Source organism: Bacillus sp. FJAT-27225 (assembly GCF_001685025.1).
Taxonomy (GTDB): domain Bacteria; phylum Bacillota; class Bacilli; order Bacillales; family Cytobacillaceae; genus Bacillus_D.
Genome location: NZ_MAYU01000012.1, coordinates 985370 through 1005766 on the forward strand (window position 1 = coordinate 985370; position 20397 = coordinate 1005766).

The 20397-nt window shown below is 34.8% G+C and carries 16 protein-coding genes; all 16 read right to left on the reverse strand.

Annotated elements, in window-relative coordinates; genetic code table 11:
- Positions 1–49: 49 nt before the first annotated feature.
- Positions 50–1966 (reverse strand): hypothetical protein, encoded by a 1917-nt coding sequence (locus A8F94_RS12015; RefSeq protein WP_066200254.1) that lies wholly within the window; start codon positions 1964–1966, stop codon positions 50–52.
- 171 nt (positions 1967–2137) lie between these two features.
- Positions 2138–3196 carry a sulfotransferase domain-containing protein gene (locus A8F94_RS12020; protein ID WP_175384404.1) on the reverse strand — a complete coding sequence of 353 codons (1059 nt, stop codon included), beginning with the start codon at positions 3194–3196 and terminating at the stop codon, positions 2138–2140.
- A 74-nt stretch (positions 3197–3270) separates the two neighbouring features.
- On the reverse strand, positions 3271–4434 hold the full coding sequence (locus tag A8F94_RS12025) for a glycosyltransferase (protein WP_066200261.1): 1164 nt from the start codon (positions 4432–4434) through the stop codon (positions 3271–3273).
- On the reverse strand, positions 4434–5903 hold the full coding sequence (locus A8F94_RS12030) for a flippase (RefSeq protein ID WP_066200264.1): 1470 nt from the start codon (positions 5901–5903) through the stop codon (positions 4434–4436). Before A8F94_RS12030 ends, A8F94_RS12025 begins: the two co-directional genes overlap by 1 nt.
- 49 nt (positions 5904–5952) lie before the next feature.
- The gene (locus tag A8F94_RS12035) at positions 5953–7068 is read right to left on the reverse strand and encodes a glycosyltransferase family 1 protein (RefSeq protein ID WP_066200266.1); all 1116 of its coding nucleotides are present in this window, start codon (positions 7066–7068) and stop codon (positions 5953–5955) included.
- Positions 7069–7109: 41 nt separating this feature from the next.
- Positions 7110–8366 (reverse strand): EpsG family protein, encoded by a 1257-nt coding sequence (locus A8F94_RS12040; protein ID WP_066200269.1) that lies wholly within the window; start codon positions 8364–8366, stop codon positions 7110–7112.
- A 67-nt stretch (positions 8367–8433) separates the two neighbouring features.
- Positions 8434–9213 carry a glycosyltransferase family 2 protein gene (locus A8F94_RS12045; protein WP_066200272.1) on the reverse strand — a complete coding sequence of 260 codons (780 nt, stop codon included), beginning with the start codon at positions 9211–9213 and terminating at the stop codon, positions 8434–8436.
- Positions 9214–9247: 34 nt separating this feature from the next.
- Complete coding sequence (locus A8F94_RS12050; protein ID WP_066200275.1) at positions 9248–10369, reverse strand: glycosyltransferase family 4 protein; 1122 nt, start codon at positions 10367–10369, stop codon at positions 9248–9250.
- A gap of 3 nt (positions 10370–10372) precedes the next feature.
- The gene (locus A8F94_RS25020) at positions 10373–11278 is read right to left on the reverse strand and encodes an SDR family oxidoreductase (protein WP_077247677.1); all 906 of its coding nucleotides are present in this window, start codon (positions 11276–11278) and stop codon (positions 10373–10375) included.
- A gap of 24 nt (positions 11279–11302) precedes the next feature.
- Entirely contained in the window at positions 11303–11923 is a 621-nt protein-coding gene (locus A8F94_RS12060; RefSeq protein WP_441294188.1) for a sugar transferase, read from the reverse strand.
- Positions 11924–12080: 157 nt separating this feature from the next.
- On the reverse strand, positions 12081–13898 hold the full coding sequence (locus A8F94_RS12065) for a nucleoside-diphosphate sugar epimerase/dehydratase (RefSeq protein ID WP_066200282.1): 1818 nt from the start codon (positions 13896–13898) through the stop codon (positions 12081–12083).
- 659 nt (positions 13899–14557) lie between these two features.
- Positions 14558–14950 carry a GtrA family protein gene (locus tag A8F94_RS12070; RefSeq protein WP_066200539.1) on the reverse strand — a complete coding sequence of 131 codons (393 nt, stop codon included), beginning with the start codon at positions 14948–14950 and terminating at the stop codon, positions 14558–14560.
- Between the two features lie 94 nt (positions 14951–15044).
- Positions 15045–15995 carry a glycosyltransferase family 2 protein gene (locus A8F94_RS12075; RefSeq protein ID WP_066200287.1) on the reverse strand — a complete coding sequence of 317 codons (951 nt, stop codon included), beginning with the start codon at positions 15993–15995 and terminating at the stop codon, positions 15045–15047.
- Between the two features lie 14 nt (positions 15996–16009).
- Positions 16010–17494 (reverse strand): hypothetical protein, encoded by a 1485-nt coding sequence (locus A8F94_RS12080; RefSeq protein ID WP_066200290.1) that lies wholly within the window; start codon positions 17492–17494, stop codon positions 16010–16012.
- A gap of 105 nt (positions 17495–17599) precedes the next feature.
- Positions 17600–18607 (reverse strand): UDP-glucose 4-epimerase GalE, encoded by a 1008-nt coding sequence (gene galE, locus A8F94_RS12085; RefSeq protein ID WP_066200294.1) that lies wholly within the window; start codon positions 18605–18607, stop codon positions 17600–17602.
- A gap of 307 nt (positions 18608–18914) precedes the next feature.
- On the reverse strand, positions 18915–19907 hold the full coding sequence (locus tag A8F94_RS12090; RefSeq protein ID WP_066200297.1) for an acyltransferase family protein: 993 nt from the start codon (positions 19905–19907) through the stop codon (positions 18915–18917).
- Positions 19908–20397: the final 490 nt, after the last annotated feature.

The following is a 20397-nucleotide window of genomic DNA, read 5'->3' on the forward strand; positions in this document are numbered from 1 at the left end:
AAATGACTCTGGTTTCCCGGAGCCACTTTAATATTCATAGATATCTTTATTAGTATATTAATCTTCCAGCGGAATCAAAGTAATACCAAACCCTATCTATTAAATACCAGCCTCCATATAACATACCATCAAAAAAATCAAGAAAGTACGTGTTACCAGCTTCATAAAACCATCCAAATTGCTCCGCTCCATTAGAATTAAAATAGTGCCACTCATAGCCTATTTTTGCCCATCCGGTCTTCATTATAAAAGTGAACGGATCAAAGTAATACCATTGTGAACCTATTTTGTTAAACCCGTATACAGATGCTCCATAACTGTCAAAGTAGTACCACTTGCCTCCCCATTGAAGCCAGCCTGTATGGAGTGTCCCATCACTTTTGCTATAATAGTAGTATTCTCCATCGAAATTCCAACCATTAGTTTTCATAATTCCGTTATTATCAAAATAATAATTTACACCGTTTATATTAGTAGCACCTTTAATCATGGCCCCATCATATTCGCTTAGGTAATACCATTTACCTGAATAGTAAAGCCAGCCAGTTTTAACGGTCCCATTGGGATTGCTAAAATAATAATCATACCCATCGTAAAACCAGCCATTGCTCTTCATAATTCCATTTTTATCAAAGAAATACTTTTGTCCATTTACTTGATATACTCCATTTGTAACCATTGAACCAGATTCATCCTCGAAGTAATACCAGTTACCACCATAATACAACCAACCATAATATTCAGTACCACCCTGGGTAAAATAATGCCAATCTCCCTCTATCTGAGCCCAACCGGTTGCCATTTGTCCACTTTCATTCAGAAAATACCAGTAACCTCGATCATACAGCCAACCCGTGTGCATTTGTCCATCTTCATTAAGGTAATACCATGTATTTACGTACCAAATCCAGCCCTTTTCCGCAGCTCCGCTTGGTCCAAAGTAATACCAGTATTTACTCCCATCGTAATCATCTGTCAGCTGGAGCCAGCCTGTTTTCATAACACCGGATGGATCAGAATAATATGTATTTCCATCTATATAATAAAACCCTGTTTGCATTCTCCCATCTAGGCCTAAATAATAGTATTGGTTATTTAAATATAACCATCCTGTCTTCATCTCACCTGTTCCGGGGTTAAAGTAAAAATAATCATATGAGCCATAATCATCGTAAATAGCTACCCAACCGGTTTTCCATACACCATTACTTAAAAAATAATAATCTTGTCCATTTATTGTAGTAAGGCCTGTTGCCATTACACCATAATAGGATTCAAAATAATAGTACTCATTATTTATGTAAGTCCAACCATATCTCTTTTCCCCTGTTTGTGGGTCAAAATAATATGTATAACCATAATCAGTAATCCAGCCAGTTCGAAGTGCTCCAGTTACTAAATTAAAATAGTAGTAATCATATTTACCAGTGGTTGGTGAAGGGACATATTGCTCTCCGGTAACTTTTTCACCATACTCGTAATAATACCAGGAGCCTTCGATTTGCACCCACCCATCATAAACAACTTGTTCTGTTAGTGCACCACTGGATGATTGTTCTGTTTTTGGAACTTCAGTAGAATTAGACTGTTGCTCTTTGACAGCTGGTTCCGGCTGCGCCTCTTCCACAGTTTTAGGATTGTTGTCAGTCATGCCTTCCGGATCTTCAGAAATAACCGGATTCTCGACTTTTTCCTCTATGGTAGTTGACTCTGAGGGAATATCCTGCGTTTCATCCACTACTACTTCTTCATTTCTTTCAACAGGCGAGATTTCAACATTTTGCAGCTGGTCTTCGGCTGCTTCTTTCCCAGATTCGCTTGCTGAAAGTTGGTCTTGAATAAAAGTGCCTTCGGAACTTATAGTTTGTTCTACAGGATTTACTCCGCTGCTTTCAGATGCTTCAACGGCTAATGCTGGTACAAAAAACAATACTGTCCATAAAAGAAACACCAACTTTTTACCCATCCCATTTTCCTCATTTCCAATAGAGTAAAATAATACCAATACATACATAATACCATATTACTAGGTCTATCGACACATAAATTATGAATATATTACCTTTTTCCTAATATAAATTTCTCCAAATAAAAAACTCTCCTAGAAAACTAGGTTTTCTTAGGAGAGTTTCTATTCTTAATCTTTATCATCTTTTTTCTGATTTAATTTAGGTGTCGTACCAGGGGTGTCGAACATCTCCGAAACACTGGTCTGAACTTTAAAAGGAAATTCATAAGTACACTGTGGGATCTTTTCCTTTAGAATTTCCGCTTCTCTTCGCCAGTCTTCGTTGATTAAAAAAGTTTGTGTATTTTTGATGGACTTTTCAGGATTAAATATTTGCTTTTTATTTATATGATTCTCAGGCTTCAAATCAAGAAAGGCCATTATTTGTTGAACTGTATCATTATATTTATAGACTAAATCCTCAAAATTGACATGTAATACTCTATCATTTGAAGCTGATTTTTCGCCGGTAACCCTTTTCCAATAATCGGCGAAACCTTCCGGAGTTGTAGGGAACAACGGTGTCCCGTTACCAACAGGAGGTTTATACCAATAGTTCTTGTTTAGATTATATAAATCCCTTGCATCCCTGTTTACAACAATCATCTTGAAATTATCGCCAAAATAATCGGCAATTAAATGAGTATGCTGCGGCCATAGTAAATGGTCGTAAATCATAATTTCTTTATCCTTATCAGCACACATCTCAAAATAGGCATTCACAAATTTTCTAGCTGCATTATTAAATTCTTCTTCGGTCGGCATAGAGAAATATAATTGTTTTTTATCGTAGACATAGACCCTTCCCCATTTTGTAACCGGGCGTTTATAAACGATTTTGGCCGCAAGTTGCAATAAAACCTTAAATAAAGAGAATCTTACCCGTTTATAATGACTATAAGTGATACCGCTAATCGGAACACTTATCTCTTCGACAAAATTCTTAACTGCTTTCTCAAAATTATTACCAACCAGCCATTTGTAGGAGCCAAACCAGCCAAAATTGTTCTTATCCAGCCATTCCATACTTTCAATAAAGGATGAAATAGCCGTATCAGACCTCATAGAACTATTGACATTTTTCATAATGGCACCCAGGTCAAAGAGACCGTTATCAGCATAAAAAGGAATATGTTCGTACTCTTTATCTGATCCGAACGTTACTCCGCACCCATTGAATTCCTTCAATAAGTCTACTACAGCTGAGGAACCTGTTCCTACATACCCTGTTACCGCAACATTAAGCCTATTCGTCATTACGTTTAATTCCTTATCTCTTTAATATAATTATTCAACTTTACTTTAATTGCTTCAGGAGAAAAATCCCCTATTCTCTGTTTCCCTTTTATAATAAGCTGATTATACAGATCATCATCATCCAATAATTCACATACTTTTTGAGCCATTTTTTCCGGTTCCTTTATGGGACAGATTAACCCACAATCATTTTCACCTAAAATTTCTCTTACACCCGGCTTGCTATCGGTAGCTACAATGGGAAGCCCAGCTGCCATTGCTTCCAATAAAACTGTAGGCAAACCTTCTGACGGGCTTGAGTGAATAAAGATTTTCGCCGCTTTATAATAGTTTTGAACGTCCTCTCTTGTTCCTTCAAATATAATTAAATCCGATACCCCATTTTCAATTGCATATTCCTCAACCTGTTTTCTTAAGGGACCATCACCAACAAAAACGGTTTTGAGATATTTCCCGTATTTCTCTTTAAGAATTTTAATAGCTTGAATAACAGTGAAGTGATCTTTCTGAGGTGAAATCCGGCCGACCATCAAAGCGAAATCCCCGTATTGTTTTTTTAACTTTTCAATTGTAGTTACCTCAGAGTCTTTATTCAAATCAAAAATAGGATTATATATTTTCTCTATTCTACCAATGGTTAGTTTATTGGTCAAAAACGCTTCTATTTGAGAATCTTCCGATAGCACTACTAAATTTTTTATTTTATTATATAAGAATTGGTAACCAGGGGATAATAACAAATAACTGTTTATCGATCCATGAACCCAGCCTATTTTCTTTGTGGCCTTAATATAACTGGTTACAAAGGTTAAATCATTCATATGACCTGAAAAAGCTATAGCTAGATCATATTCTTTTTTTGGACCTTTTATTATTCTTACAAACGGAAAAAGCAAAGTTAGCCCTAAGTGTACCAACGGGAAAATAAACTTCCCCCAATTCCACCTCTTTGCAATGTACCAATATTTTTCCGGGCATAATAAATGAGAAAAACGAATTATCTTGATACTGCATTCTTTTGGAATTTCATTTACTAAGCTTTCAGTTTTTGGATTAAGGATATAAACATCTACTTGATACCCCAAATCAACCAAAATCCTCAAGTAATTTATTCCAACTCTTTCGATACCGCCAAAAATTAATTGGTCAAATACAAAGGCAACTTTCATTAATTTCCCTCTCCCTTTTTAGAAGACTTACTTCGTTTAAGTAGAGTCATACCCATTTTTAAAACCAACAAAATATTCTCTTCTCTAAAAAGGAGTAAGAAACAAAAGTACATTAATCCCCCTAAAACAATGCATATAACTGTATTAAACCAAGTTAATGAAAAAAAACTATTAACTCCCCAAATAAGCATACCCATTAATAGAGATGAAACAAAGTATTTTAAATGTATAGAGTCAAAAATTTTTATTGATTCTTTTCGCTTCATATAGACAAAAGAAATAATTAATCCAGTTACCTCAGATATTAACCAACTGATTGAAGTACCAATATATCCCATAACAGGCACTAAGGAAATATTGAAAATAAGACTAACAACCGCCACAACAGAGTTGATATATAATCCCGCTTTTTCCTTTCCATAAGGGAGGATTCTTTGTTGATAATTCCAGATAGACATGGGTGTTATAACTAATAAAGGAGCTATAATCATTAACGATAAACTAGCAGGGTGGAACTTCTCTCCCCCGAAGAGAACCATCAGGTTTTCAGATAATATGCCAACGCCAACCATAATCGGCATTGAAATAAGAAGCAATAAATTAAAGGATGTTTTTAACAATGAAGAGTACTGATTCTTATCTCCTTGAAAATAATTATTCAATCTTGGAGTAAGTGCATTATTGATAGCTACTGACAAAGCCATACCTATTCCAAAAAACATTTTTGCCCTAGTATAAAAAGCAACATCTTCATCACCCTTTATAAAACCCAGGATTACAGTATCCAAGAGAGTATAGATACTTATGATTAGAGTTGTAATAAAAAACGTAGACATTGATTTAAGGTGGTTAGTTATATTTATGCCCTTTAATGAAATTTTCACATATCTTTTGGAATGAAAGAAATTCCATAAGTTCCCCAAGGATAATGTTAGGATATTGATTGCTGCATATACCATAAAGTCATTGTGCGTTTTTACAAATAGAAATATTGAGATTACTGCCAGGATCTTTAAAATAATACTTCTAAAAGTAATGAATTTATAATTCTCTAGACCCTGAAAGAACCAATCTAAAGAAAATATATTAGTGATAATTAGAACAATGTATAATACAAATAAGGGTAGATTTTCATTTAGCCGATCTATCAATAAAATAGAGGGGATATACACCAGAAGGACAGCAAAAGTAAGTATAACTTTAATTATTAAGATCTCTGAGAAAAAAACAGAAAGTTTTTTCTCATCATCTCTAATTTTAGATACTTCCCTAACCCCGTAGGATAGTAGACCAAAAGTTGAAAATAATAAAAACCAATTCACAACAGATGTTGCAAAATCAACTCGTCCTAACCCTGAAGGCCCAATTATCTTGGATATATACGGCATTGTTATTAAAGGAAATATTAAAGTTGAAAATTGCAATAAAAACGCATAAAACACATTAAGAATTAGGAACTTATTTTTCACATAACTTCTCCTCGTATCACTTCAACTACGAATTAAGAAACTTCTTATTCTATTGATTTAGATAAAAGCTTTGTAGCGAGTTTGCTGTATATTCTATATCGTAACCAGCATCGATAACTTGCTCCAAGGAGCTCTCTCTTTTATATCTACTTATTTTCAAAACCATGTCAGCCCATGATTCAGGAGAATCATTCAACGACTTTATCTCTAAATGATCAGTAACCTTTGCTTCCATAGGAACCTTATCACTGGCCAAACATTTTAATCCACTAGTTTGTGCCTCAATCAGTACAATTCCTAATCCCTCAAATAACGATGGGAATAAAAATACATCCATAGCATTTAACAAATTAGGTATATCAGATCTTATTCCTGTAAAAAAAACAGAAGAGTTCAAACCTAATTTGGATACCTTATCTTTCATTTGATCTTCTAATTCGCCACGGCCAACCAATAACAGAACTGCGTCTTTATTTTTTATATATATCTCGTTAAATATATCGATGAGAAACTCATGGTTTTTTTGATAATTAAATCTTCCAATATGCCCAATGACAAGCTTATCATTTAATCCAAGATTAGTTCTTGTCTGTTCCCTGGCAGTAGAATTGAAAACAAATTTTTTAGTATCTATACCATTATTTATAATTTTAATGTTTTTACCGTCTTTTTTTCGGTTTCCGAACATCCATCTTCCAGCAAGTTGTGAACATGCAAATCTATCAATAGTCAAAAAGTTAAGAAATAATCTGATAAATTTATGCAATTCAGGATGCGGTGCATTTGAATTATGACTGTGCAAGATCACCTTTCTAATTCCCGAAAGTTTAGCAGCCAATGAACTAATAAAACCATTAAGAGCATGATAAGTGTGTATATGAAATATTCGATAACGCCCATGGCTCTTTAAAAATTTATAAATACGAAGGAATTCAGACACGTATCTAAGAACCCCTGAATTATAATTACCGGTTGGCAGGTAATAAATTTTACCGCCTAGTGCATATATTTCATCATCAAAATCGCCCTTTTCGTGAACGGTACATAGAAAATCAAATTGAACTTTTTCTCTATCCAATTTTCTATATACATTCATTAATAATGTTTCTTGTCCTGCTTGATTCATAATTGAAACAAAATGCAGTACCCTTACAGGTTTATTCATAGCTATTCTTCCCTTCAAAACTAGGGTATTTCGTCTAAATTTTAAAAAATAGTATCATATGGCATAATACCATCCAAAAATAAATAACCGCTAAAATACAAAAACAAACGCCATACCATATAAAGGATAGCTATTACCAAGACCGGTTTATACTCTTTTTCATTCCTAATTTGCCAAACTCCAAAAGGAATAAATATTAAAAATGGTAAAGTAAAGTGAGCAAACAATCTCCCTATCATAGGGACGGCGTAACCGAGCATACTGATAGCAAATGAACTTGCTATAAATACAAAGAAAATATGGATGATTTTAAAATTCAGTTCGAACCTTCTTAGATATAGGAATAATGCGACTAAAGGTGCATGAATAACCATCTGACCCAATCCAATAGAGCCGAGATTAGTATCAACCAAGTATTTTTCATATCTATCTGAAATATTAAAGTAGATTAAGTAATCCACAAAAATAAAACATGTCAGTACAAATATGAATAAGAATCCAACAATCCACTTTTTGTTATTCCCAAAGAGCAAAACTAGAAAAAGTGGTAAGAACATAACAATTGAAGAAGTATGAATACTACTAGCAATCAATACAAGCAAAATATAACTTCCATATTGCTTTTGGAATAGGAATCTAGATGCAAATAAGACGATAGCCGACGCCAAGTAAATTCTTGTTAAATTATAACTTTGGAAATAAAAAATAGATGTATAAGCTAAAACTGCCAGCCCCACATGTATCTTACTTGAAAAGTAGTAAATGGTGCAAAAAACCAAAAGTGTAGTAATCAGAGAAATAAATGCAAGAAATAAAAATTCATTGTGGGTAAAGATTCTTATAAGTTTATTTAAAAGGACATATCCTGTCTCTATCCCGTGATACTGAATATATTCTTTATCATTCGCGTTATTAAATATCTCTTTATATGTTAGGTAATCAGCCCCAACACTTCGAAAGGCAGAAAAAAACCAAAGGATTATAAATGAAATAAAAAGTGGGAGAAAATTAATCTTCGAATGCTTTCCTAAATCAATATCTTCCCTTTTTTGCTTAAAATTGATAACAAATATTAAGTTTCTAATCTTAGAAATAACCCCTGGTTTTAATACTCCTGAAATTATTCTTTTAACAGTCCCGAAAATTTTATTAACAAATAAATCAAACGAATTATTCTCTTTATATCTTGACTGAGAAATCCAGGCGAAAAAAGACGAGGAGATTACAATAACTATATATAAAAATAAAGTGGAATAACTCCATCTTTCATCTGAAAGCATAGTAAGAAAGTTAAACATTTTAGTAATCGCCTCTTATATCGTATTAATAATCTATTTATAGGCTACAAAAAAGTAAAGATTCGAGTTAGTCAAACAACTTGACAATGAGGAATCTTCTAAGGAACTTCAAGGTTGAATAAAACGAAACCAAAAAATATTGACCCATGTTAATATGATTCCCTTTATAGAGACTGTTATAAATTCTATAGAGGCACTTTTGCATTGTATAAATGTCTCTGGAAAGTCCAGATACACCGAACATCCTTTTATCATCACCATAAACAAATAGTTTCTTATTAATAACTATCCCTTGATTCCCTTTTAAAATGTTTAGCCACATATCATAATCTTCAGCCCCTGGAAGAGACTCATTAAATCTTAACTTTCTATCATCCAAAACTGACTTTTTTACTAAAACAGAAGATGTAAAGAAATAATTTTTATAGAGCAATTTGTTAAAACTTACTTTTGTGTATAAGGAAGTTGTTTTTGTATCACTGGCTAGATTACTTACTATAACAACATCCTTATTCTTTTCTATTGCATCTATACTTTCAGCAAGTTTTTCTGGTAGCCATTGATCATCACTATCCAGAAATGCAATATACTCACCTTTTGCAATTTCCAATCCTTTATTGCGAGCGCTTGAGGCTCCACCATTTTTCTTCTTAATAATTGTGTACTTTACATTTATCCCATTTAAAATATCTTCCGCTTTTTTAGCGCTTTGATCTTTGGAGCCGTCATCAATAATAATGATTTCAAAATCATTGTAAGTTTGTTCCAATATACTACTTAAGCATTTTTCTATAGTTAATTCCGAGTTATATGTTGGAACAATAATACTAATTTTTGGTTCAACCATTTTTACTACCTCATTTAAAGATCGATTAAGGAAATCACTGCAAATGCCTTGAATAGATACGATCCATTTCCAAAATAATGTTTTGTAATGAATAAGTTTTTGAATTCACAACATTTTTTTTTCCGAATTTTTTTCTTAGTGAATCATTTTTATATAGCTCTTTAATTTTTGAACAAAACTCTTGCGGGTCATTAAGGCTTACAATAAAACCATTTTCATTGTGCTTGACTAAATCTCTATTTCCTCTACTATTAGTTGCCACAATAGGTAAGCCTGTAGCCATTGCTTCCATAATATTAACCGGCAACCCTTCTCTTCTGGATGCCGAAACAGCTATATCACTTAATTTAAGTAACTCAGGTATATCTTTACGATGTCCCAAAAAATCAATTAGGCTATTTACGTCTAAGCGTTCAGATAGCCCCCTATACTCAGCCGCCATTACTCCTTCGCCAGCTAATAATAATTTTATATTTGGTATTTCTCCCCTTAGTAAATTTATAGCTTCAATTAAAAGGTCCTGATGTTTATTGTGATTTAATTCAGCTGTATACATAAGAATGAAATCTTCTTCATTATATCCATATGAACTACGCAGTTTAACTTTTTCCTCAAACGACTGCGGGGTGAATCTATTTAAATCAACACCGACTCCATGAACCAATTCAACTTGGGGAGAATTAAATTTTTCTCTTGCAAGGTTATAGTCTTCATTATTAATAGTGATTAAACAGTCCGTGTAAGAAGATAGATACTTTTCAATTGGGAAGTAGATTAACCAATTGAGGGTAGAAGCCCCACTAAAGAAATGAAACCCATGGGCAGTGTATAATACCTTTGTTCCTTTTTTTCTAGCGGAACGTGCAGCCAATCTTCCAATGACACCACCCATTGGAGTGTGGCAATGGATTAAATCGAAATGAGTTGTTTCAATTATTTTTTTCAAAGCTTTGTATGCAGTTATATTAGAAAATTTATATGGAGACCGTTCAAAGGGGAGTTCGTGTTTTTTATCACAAAAAGGAATGTCCGCATTCCCAGAACAAGCTACGTGAACTTCATAGCCCTTTTCCTTAAAATATTTTAAATAAGGAACATGGAATTTCAAAATATGGCCTTTATCAACAGTTGCCACAAATAATACTTTTCTCTGCATTTTTCACCGCTCCGTTAATTTTCTTTGTTTCAGGGATTGATATTCCCTAATTTCTAACTCAATTCCCTTTTCAAACGGCATCGGGGAGTAATTGAAGTCTTTTCGGGCCGCACTGTGTTCATATGCCCGGTCTTCACCCATTCTGTGTACTTGTTCCACAATATCCAAGTTACCAAGTGTAGCTACCTTTGCTAAAAAAGCTGCTATTCCGCTTAATCGTAAGGAGATTGGAAGGAATATTGTTTTTTTGCCCAGCTTAATACTAATGATTCTTAGAGCTTCTTTCATTGTAATTGGTTTTTCACCTGACAAATTATAATGGTTATTGGAAGTTGCTTCCGGGTTCATTAAAACATCATAATAAGCTTTCCCTAAATCACGTGCATTCACTGGTTGGATAAGGCCATTCCCATTGTTAATTAGAGGATAGATCGGCATCTTATCAATCATTTTAATGAATTTACTCATATTGTGATCGCACATATCACCATAAATCATTGTAGGCCTAAGAATCGTTAGTTTTATCTTATCCTTGGCCATTTCAAGAACCTCGGATTCTATTTGTTGATAGCCTGCAGAGGCAGACTTATGTTTTGAATATATTCCTGTTGTATGAACCAATATGGCCCGTTGCACATTATTAGCGATTGCCGCCTTTAAAATGACAGGAGAATGGTGAATATTATAAATATGGAAAACAGTCTCTATTCCTTTCATTGCTTCGTGAATGAAAGAGGAATCATTTAGATCTCCCTTTATAATCTCGATTGCAAGATTATTATCTTTCAAGACATCAATCTTGCTGCTCTCCCTTACAATACATCGGATTTTACCCCTGTATTGGTTCTGGACCAAATTTTCAATAAAATATTTTCCAGTGTGTCCTGTTATACCTGTTACTAAAAGCATGGCTTCCCCCACAATTTCCCTTATTTAATTTACCTTTTTTACAGGGGCATTTGTGTCAGTTCTACCCTCTTTAACCCCATCACTTTTCAACACACTACCCACAGTTTTCAGGAAAACCAATAGATCAAAACCAAAACTCATCCGCTCCACGTATTCTCCATCCAATTTTGCTTTTATTGCAATCGGCAGTTCATCTCTTCCATTAATTTGCGCCCAGCCGGTTAATCCAGGATAAATATTATTCGCCCCATATTTATCTCTTTCATCAATTAAATCAGATTGATTCCAAAGAGCGGGTCTTGGTCCCACCATACTCATTTCCCCCTTCAAGATATTAATAATTTGGGGTAATTCATCTAGGCTAGTCTTTCGCAGAAACCCACCAACTTTTGTAATATAAGCATCTGCATTTTCCAATAAATGAGTCGGCATATTTTGCGGGGTATCTGTTCTCATTGTTCTAAATTTTAATATATAGAAGTGGCTCTGGTTTATTCCTACACGCTTTTGTTTAAAAAATACCGGACCTTTTGAATCTATTTTAATTGCAAGAGCAAGTAAAATAAGAATAGGCCATAGAACAGCCAACGCTAAAACAGCTATTAAAAAATCGAGTACTCTTTTTACCTTTAGGTAAACTTTCAATATTTGACACTCCCACTAGTATAATAAAAAAACATCAAAGAGGTTTACAAGTCATGTATAAAGGGTAAAGGTTAATGCTTACATAAGTAGAGCCCTCTATTTTCATCAGTTTAATCTGAATAGAAGGCCCTTAAGAAATGTAATATTTCCATGTTATTTACTTAGCAACCAGAAAAATCCTATTCAAACGGTTATTCGCAAGATTAATAACATATTGTTTAAGTTCATCTGCAGAAAAGTCTTCGAAACGGTCAAGAAGGTAATTAACTTCTTCCTCTTGTTCAAGAACAGCTCTACCTATAAAGATTTTAGGAAATACGGGTTCTTTGTGTATTTCATTTTCGTTGAGTAGTTCCTCAAACATTTTTTCTCCAGGACGCAATCCTGTATAGTGAATACCAATTTCCTCCACAGTATAACCTGAAAGTTTAATTAAGTTCTTCGCCAAATCAACAATCCTAACAGGCTCCCCCATGTCAAGAACAAAGATCTCCCCTCCCCTTGCCAATGAACCAGCTTGGATAACCAACCTTGAAGCTTCAGGGATTGTCATAAAATATCTTGTCATATCCGGATGCGTCACTGTAACAGGACCGCCGCCTTCTATTTGTTTTTTAAATAACGGGATGACACTTCCTCTGCTACCTAACACATTACCAAACCTAACAGCAACAAATTTTGTTTTGCTTTTTTTGCTTAACTGCTGAATAAGCATTTCCGCAATACGCTTAGTAGATCCCATTACATTTGTTGGATTAACTGCCTTATCAGAAGAAATCAGAACAAACGTTCCTACCCTGAATGTATCTGCTGCATCAGCTACGTTTTTAGTTCCAAATACATTATTCTTAACAGCTTCCTTAGGATTGTATTCCATTAACGGAACATGCTTATGTGCAGCAGCATGGTAAACAACGTTTGGCCTAAATTCTTCCATGATTTCAAACATTCTTTCTCTATCTTGCACATCACCGATTACAGGAATGATTTCCAGTATATTCCGGAAGTTGTTCCTTAACTCCATATCAATATGATAAATACTATTTTCCCCATGTCCTACGAGGATAATTTTTCTTGGAGAAAATCTGCAAATTTGTCGACAAATTTCAGAACCAATGGAGCCCCCAGCCCCAGTTACCATTACGACCTTGCCGGTAACATATTCTGATATACTATCAATATTGAGTTGGACTGGTTCACGACCTAATAAATCCTCAACTTCAACATTCCTGAAATGATTTACTTTAACCATTCCAAGCATTACATCCTCAATTTTAGGCATTATTTGTGTTTTAACTTTTATCCGGGAGCATTCTTCTAAAATTGCGTTAAGTTTAATAGTATCCAAGGATGGAATCGCAATAACCATATGTTCGACCTGGTATTTTTCTTTAACCTTAAAAAGTTCCCTCGAGGTCCCCTCCACCGGAATGCCCATTATTTGTAATTTATATTTTTTTGGATCATCATCTATAAAGGCGACTGGCAGGAGACCCAAGTCCGAATTTTTTAATAACTGACGAGCCAACAATGTTCCCGCTTGTCCCGCCCCAAGTATAAGTACTTTTTTCATTTCTTGACCTGAAACTATATATCTGTCTCTATAAAACCTCCAGGAGAAGCGAGACCCTCCTATAAATATAACCAATAACATCCACACATTAATCATAGGAGTCCAATTGATATCCTTACCCAAAAGGAATTGAATTCCTACTGTTGATATTAAAGATAAAGAAATCGCTTTAAGGATCGCTATCATTTCTCCTGTGCTTGCGTATTCCCATGCTTTGTTATACAAATTAAAACGCAAAGCAAAAAACTGGTAGCACAACACTGAGACAACTATTAGTGGTAATACCGGGAAATCAAAAGTGAAGACAGATTTATGGAAAGAAAAATAACTTAAATAAATGGCGAGAATAATTAAACACGAATCAAAAAAAGATAAAAGCAGCATACGTTTTTGATAACTCATTTATTTCCTCCTCTTTCTGCTCACCCTATATATTTCCAGCCTATTCCCAATGTTATTTTTAGCTTATAAAATTATAACATATTTTTTGTAACATCTTGTCAAAAAATTTACATTCTTAACAATTCGATTACATTTATCAGCCGGTCAATTACTTGTATCCATCTTTTTATCAGTATGACTCCAGGCCAAAACGTATTTTTTGACTTATTTTAGAATTTGGTGTAAGTAAATTTCCAATCTTTTATATAAGATACCAGAGATTTTACTAAATGTTAACAATTTTATTCATTGTTATTTTTTTCCACGTTCAAAGAAAGGAAATTAATAGGATGAAAAGGAATGCCTCTTTCCGGTTTAGGCTATAGTAACGGAAGAAAAGAAAAGCAAAAGGGGTGATAATCTTGGAGATACTAAAGGGGCATAAAGGACTGATAGTTTGGAAGGGGTACATCCATACTATTGTAGTAAAGAATTCGCGAAGTAAATTTTAAGTGATACCATTAGTAGAGGAATAAAACCCAGATTTCTTCTTACGTTGGTTTGAAATTTCCACCTAGAATTACTTCTCTTAACTATTAAATATAAATATTTAAAAAAGTTCAAAAGGAAAGGGCAAACGTTCCTTTCCTTTTTCTAAAAGCTAGGTTAAATGAAAGATGCTAGAGTTTCACCTTATCTTTCTGAGTCAGGATTAATTTTGATAATGCAAATGTAAAAGGGATTGCCAGGACGGTTGCAAGCAAAGGAGCCAGATTTTCATTGAGTTCTAGAATATCAACAAAAATCCAAAGGGAAATGGTTGTTATTGTGATATTCACCAGATAGGTCAAAGGAAATTGAAGGAACTTTCTTAATGTCGGTTTGGTTTTATACGTAAAATATGAGTTCATGTAAAACGAACCCACCATACTAAGTAAAAACGAACTAATATGAGAGACCATATAGTTTATATTAAAAATATTAAAAAATACTAAATACAAAATATAATAGTTAAATGTGTTTATAAAGCCAACTAGGACAAATCTCCAAAATTCTGCTTTTAGAAAAAACATACTTGTTTTCCTTTCAATTTTGTTTAAAACTTGGGGCAAATCCAAAAAAGCTGCAGACGCCCCCGTATGAGTTTATCTACAGCCTCACACTCTTTTAGCTATTTGTTCTTTCCTCACCGATATTTATTGTTTCCCTTACAATATAAATTGGCCTGTTTTTACTTTCATCATAAATCCTAGCTATATATTGGCCCACTATCCCCAACCCTAACAACTGTGTCCCGCTAAAGAAAGTAATCGCGACGATGATGGACGTCCAGCCGGCTTCAACTTGATAGCCAAAGATTTTGACTATAAGCGCATATAGCAACAATAGGAATGAAATAAGGACTGCAACTAATCCGATCATGGTCACGAGTCTAAGTGGTTTTGTTGAAAAAGCAATGATTCCATCAGCTGCAAATTTGACCATCTTCCTAAATGGGTATTTCGTTTCTCCCGCAAACCGTTCATCCCGTTCATATTCTATAAACGTTTGACGGAAACCCACCCAGGAAATCATCCCTCTGACAAACCGATTCTTTTCTGTCATCTGCTTAAAAACATCCGCGACTTTCCTGTCAATAATACGGAAGTCCCCAGTGTCTTTTGGAATGTCGATTTCAGACATATAATTTAAAAACCGGTAGAAGTATTTAGCTGTAATTAGCTTAAAGAATGTTTCCCCTTTTCTCTTCTTCCTCTTCGCATATACAACTTCAAAGCCCTCTTTCCACTTTTCCACCAATTCCTGAATGACCTCAGGGGGATCTTGAAGATCGGCATCTATTATGACAATTGCATCGCCTCTAGCAAAATCGATACCTGCCGTTACAGCAGTCTGATGTCCAAAATTCCTTGCAAAGTCTATAATCTTTACTTTTTTATCTTCTTTTGCAATCTTCATTAGAAGCTCTTTGGTCCTATCTTTACTTCCATCATTCACAAATATCAGCTCATAGTCATCTTCCTGTTTGTCCAACACTGATGTTAGTCTGGCATAGCACTCATTCACTACCAACTCTTCGAAATACATTGGCACAACGACTGATATTAACTTTTTCAAAATACATCCCCCAATTAACTAATTCCTTTATTAAACTGGCTTTTTGTTTTTGATAATCCAAAATAGCCGATGCTGGCCATCATAATAAAAATAGGTGTCAGGCTGACAAGATACCTTGAGCGCGCTTCCCACATGATAAAAAATAAAAAGAAGCCAATTATAGATAAAAGGAAGAACAGATAGGTTTCACTTTTTTCCTTCCTCACTTTTAAGCTGAACAGTAAAATTCCCGCCATAACGAACAAGTGCTGGATTCTCGCGTACGCTTGAATAATATGTCCTGATTTATAATTTAATAAGGAAGCAATGTTTTCCGGATGGATGGGCCTTCTTTTAATTTTGTTTAAGGAGTAATATGTACCATCTGTCCATGTATGGCTTATTTTTTCCTTTGTATAAGCAATATTGCCCATTACTCCTTTTTCTTTGATTCTTGCTATTAATTCCTTTAAATGAATTTGGCTTACTGTTTCCTTTGGCATTTTATTTAATAGTTCAGCAGTCCAGGCAACATCATTAGCTGCATATTTCCCAAATCTCTCACTATTTTGGCCCATTACAAGCCAATGAGTTACAGGGAAGCTATATCGATCAATTTTAGCTTTATCGATAAAGTCATTTTGATAGATCCAACTATTAAAGGCGACTTTTAGTATAAGTAATATAAGTATAGGAATAAGCGAGTAGGATTTTTTCCATTTGGACCCGAAAATGAACAGTACGATCGCAAATGCAATAACAAAAATCACTAAGGACCCCTTTAAAATCATCCCTAATGCAAATAGTATGGAAGCTGGTAATACTCTCGTGAGTTTTATAATGAATCTTCCATTCTGATCAATCAGGATCGTTAAGGGCAGAAGCAAAAATAGCAATGAAATGGTGTCAGTGTATACGATTGGAGCAAAGAATATGTAAGGAAAGAACAATCCGCTTAATAACAAACTGGCCAATGCTGTTCCATAACTGGCCAACTTTTTTGTAATGCTGTAAATGAGATATTGACTAAGTGTTATGACACAAATATTAAAGAGTTGGAAAATAAATAGAGTCGGGCTGAATAATTTACCTACCGCTCCTAAAAGGATGACTAGAAAGATATTATTTGGATACTTAATAAAATAATCATTTAATGTCTGCCCCTCAAAAATAATCGCAGCATCATGAACAATTGTTCCGAAATCCCAGGAAGGGGTAATATCAAACCACTTCACAACCAGCAGCTGGACAGCAGCACTTCCTATAAAAAACGGAATTAAGATGTATTCTTTTTTAATCGAATGAATAAATGTCAGCAAGCCTTCCCTGAATTTGATGACCACAAGAATAAGAAACAGGCTAAATACTAATGTTAAAATATTGAAAAACCTTGGCATAACCATTTCAGTGGCATGATACCCCCGGCTTTCAAAGATGTTTAAACCAATTATGACCGTTAAAACAAGGAAATATATTAATATAATTACTTTTTTAAGTATTGATTCAACCCTTGCTGCCAAATTAACCCTCCTTGCACTTTTTCCTTTTCCTGTAGAATCCTATCAATTTTTTACATATTTAGCAATAAAAAAATACCCTTGTCACCGGACAAGGGTATCTAACTATTAATATCCTGATGGATTATTTTTCTGCCAATTCCACGAATCCCTGCACATTTCTTCAATTCCTTTTTCCGCTTCCCAGCCCAGCTCTTCCCTGGCTTTCAAAGGGTCAGCGTAACAAATTGCAATATCCCCTGGCCGTCGGTCGACAATTTTATAGGGGATATTTATGCCTGATGCTTTTTCAAAGGCTGAAACAAGATCCAGCACACTGTAACCTTTGCCCGTTCCGAGGTTATAGGCTTCCACACCAGTTGTCCCTACAATCTTCTCCAGCGCTTTTAAATGGCCCCTGGAAAGGTCGACAACATGGATATAATCCCGCACGCCAGTTCCATCATGTGTAGGATAGTCATTACCGAATATTTGCAGTTCTTTAAGCTTACCCACTGCCACCTGGGTGATATACGGCATCAGATTGTTTGGAATGCCGCTTGGGTCTTCTCCAATATTCCCGCTTTCATGCGAGCCAATAGGATTGAAGTATCTTAACAGGGCAATACTCCAATTGTTGTCAGAGACATACAAATCGCGAAGTATTTCCTCAATCATCAACTTTGTTTTTCCATATGGGTTTGTAGCTGATAGAGGAAAGTCCTCGGAAATAGGAACCTGTTCAGGCATACCGTAAACTGTTGCCGATGAACTAAAAACCAAATTCTTTACTCCGAATTCCTCCATTACCTCACAAAGGATGAGAGTCCCTGTTATATTGTTATGATAATAACGGAGCGGGATTGACACTGACTCGCCTACTGCCTTAAGTCCAGCAAAGTGGATAACTGCATCGATTTGAGATTCCTCGAATACCTTGCGCAATCCTTCTTTATCAAGCAGATCCACTTCATAGAATTTAATTTCTTTACCCGTGATCTCTTTCACTCTTTTGAGAGCTTCAGGTTTGCTGTTGGATAAATTGTCAACAACCACTATTTCATATCCTGCATTGACTAATTCAACACATGTGTGGCTCCCTATATACCCCGCCCCACCAGTAACCAAAATTGCCATCGAATATCTCCTTCTATACTGAATTGTATAAATTTTACTTACATCATTCTAGCACATTCGGCCACTTCTTATAAAGGACCATACCGAGATGGATATCCTATAACAATTATTCGTACAAAACCCATACCACGGCTCCAATCAATCCAGTTTAGAATTCGTATCATTTCCGGAAGTGAAATAAATGGGCTTACAACCTTAAGAAATTCGGCCTTCTACCATCAACTATACAATCCATCATGATTTCCTTCCGCCGTCTTCTCATGAATGTAGAAGTGGCAACGATAGATCGCAAGAAGTACATTTTCAGCTATTTTGCAAGATTATACATCCATTTGGAAACAGGAGCAGACCATAGCTTATCAACTGGTTTAAATATGAAAATCGGCAGAATGACTGCTGCAAAAATAACGATAGCATAGTAGGAAGGATAACGATAGAAATCCTCGCTCCCTCCATAGATATAGAGTTTGTTAATAGTTTGGTATACGAAAACATGAAGAATGTAGATATTCAGAGAGGCTGGACCCATTCCTGATAAAAAAGTTCTTTTTCCCGGATTCCGAATAGCGAAAACCATAAGGTAATAAGTAGCTGCACCTAAGAAGATCACATTCAAATTATAGTGGTAATAGGATAAATACGTATAGAGAATCACCGCAACAGCGAATCCGAGTAACGGATTCCTCAAATGTTCAATGTTCTTTTTCCCGAGATAATATCCCATTGCAAGATAGAAAAAACCTTTAGCAAAACCGCCATATACGAATACGTTATTAAACGTAACAATGCCTGTTAAAAAGGCGACATACAGTACACCAGCTGCAAGAAAAACAATAGAAGGTCTTAGCGCAAACTTTAAGCAAATTAACAGAAGAAGTGCGGCCAGTATCAAAGCTGGTAAATACCATAAATGGAAAGAGCCAAGAGTTCCGTTAAGAAATCCTTTAATGGTCAATCCCTTGATAACTGAATGAAAATTTACCCAAAAAGGAGTGTTCAGGACTAATCGGTCAGAGAGAATAATTAAAAGCTTATAAAAAATATAAAAGAGAGTAAACGATATATAAATATACGATATTTTTTTTACATAGCCAGGAATATACGATGCCGATTTATGAGACAGAAAATAGCCTGATGCAGCAAAGAAAAAGGGGACTGCTATATCAAGCACCGGCCTGTAAATATGATAATTTGCCAATGTATCAAGATTAAACTGCTTAATGGAACCTGTAGTATGAATGAGAACCACTGCAATAGCGGCCAGAAATTTAAGTTTATCAATCGTATGATTGTATGCCATAAAAGCCTCCCACGCAGACGACATTATATCAGAATATCAATGTTTTTAAGTATACCGAAAAAACAGACATGTCACAAGCGGTTCCAAACAGGGAGCAATACTGGATTAAAAAATCATCTAGGTCATTTTATCCAGGAAAAAAGCACTGTTATCCTGGGATGTAGTTTAAATATGAAAACTCGGTCAATACAAAGTTTTTCCGGTTATGGAAAAAAGAAATGCGAAAGATAAAAGCGCTAATAGAACATTTACAAATTATTGTAAGATAATTCTTTTCCCCCTGTTTACAGTCTTTTATCAAGTACTCACTTTTACAATGGCCCACTTTACAACTGTGTGAATCTAAGAAGTGAGCCTTGTCCTAAAAACCCTGAACTACCTATAAAATGATTCAGCTGAAAGTTACACAAAAAAAGAAAGCCTTAGCAACAAGGCTTTCTCAGACTGTAGACAAACTCGAACTAAATCGGGTTTGACTACAGTCTTTTTT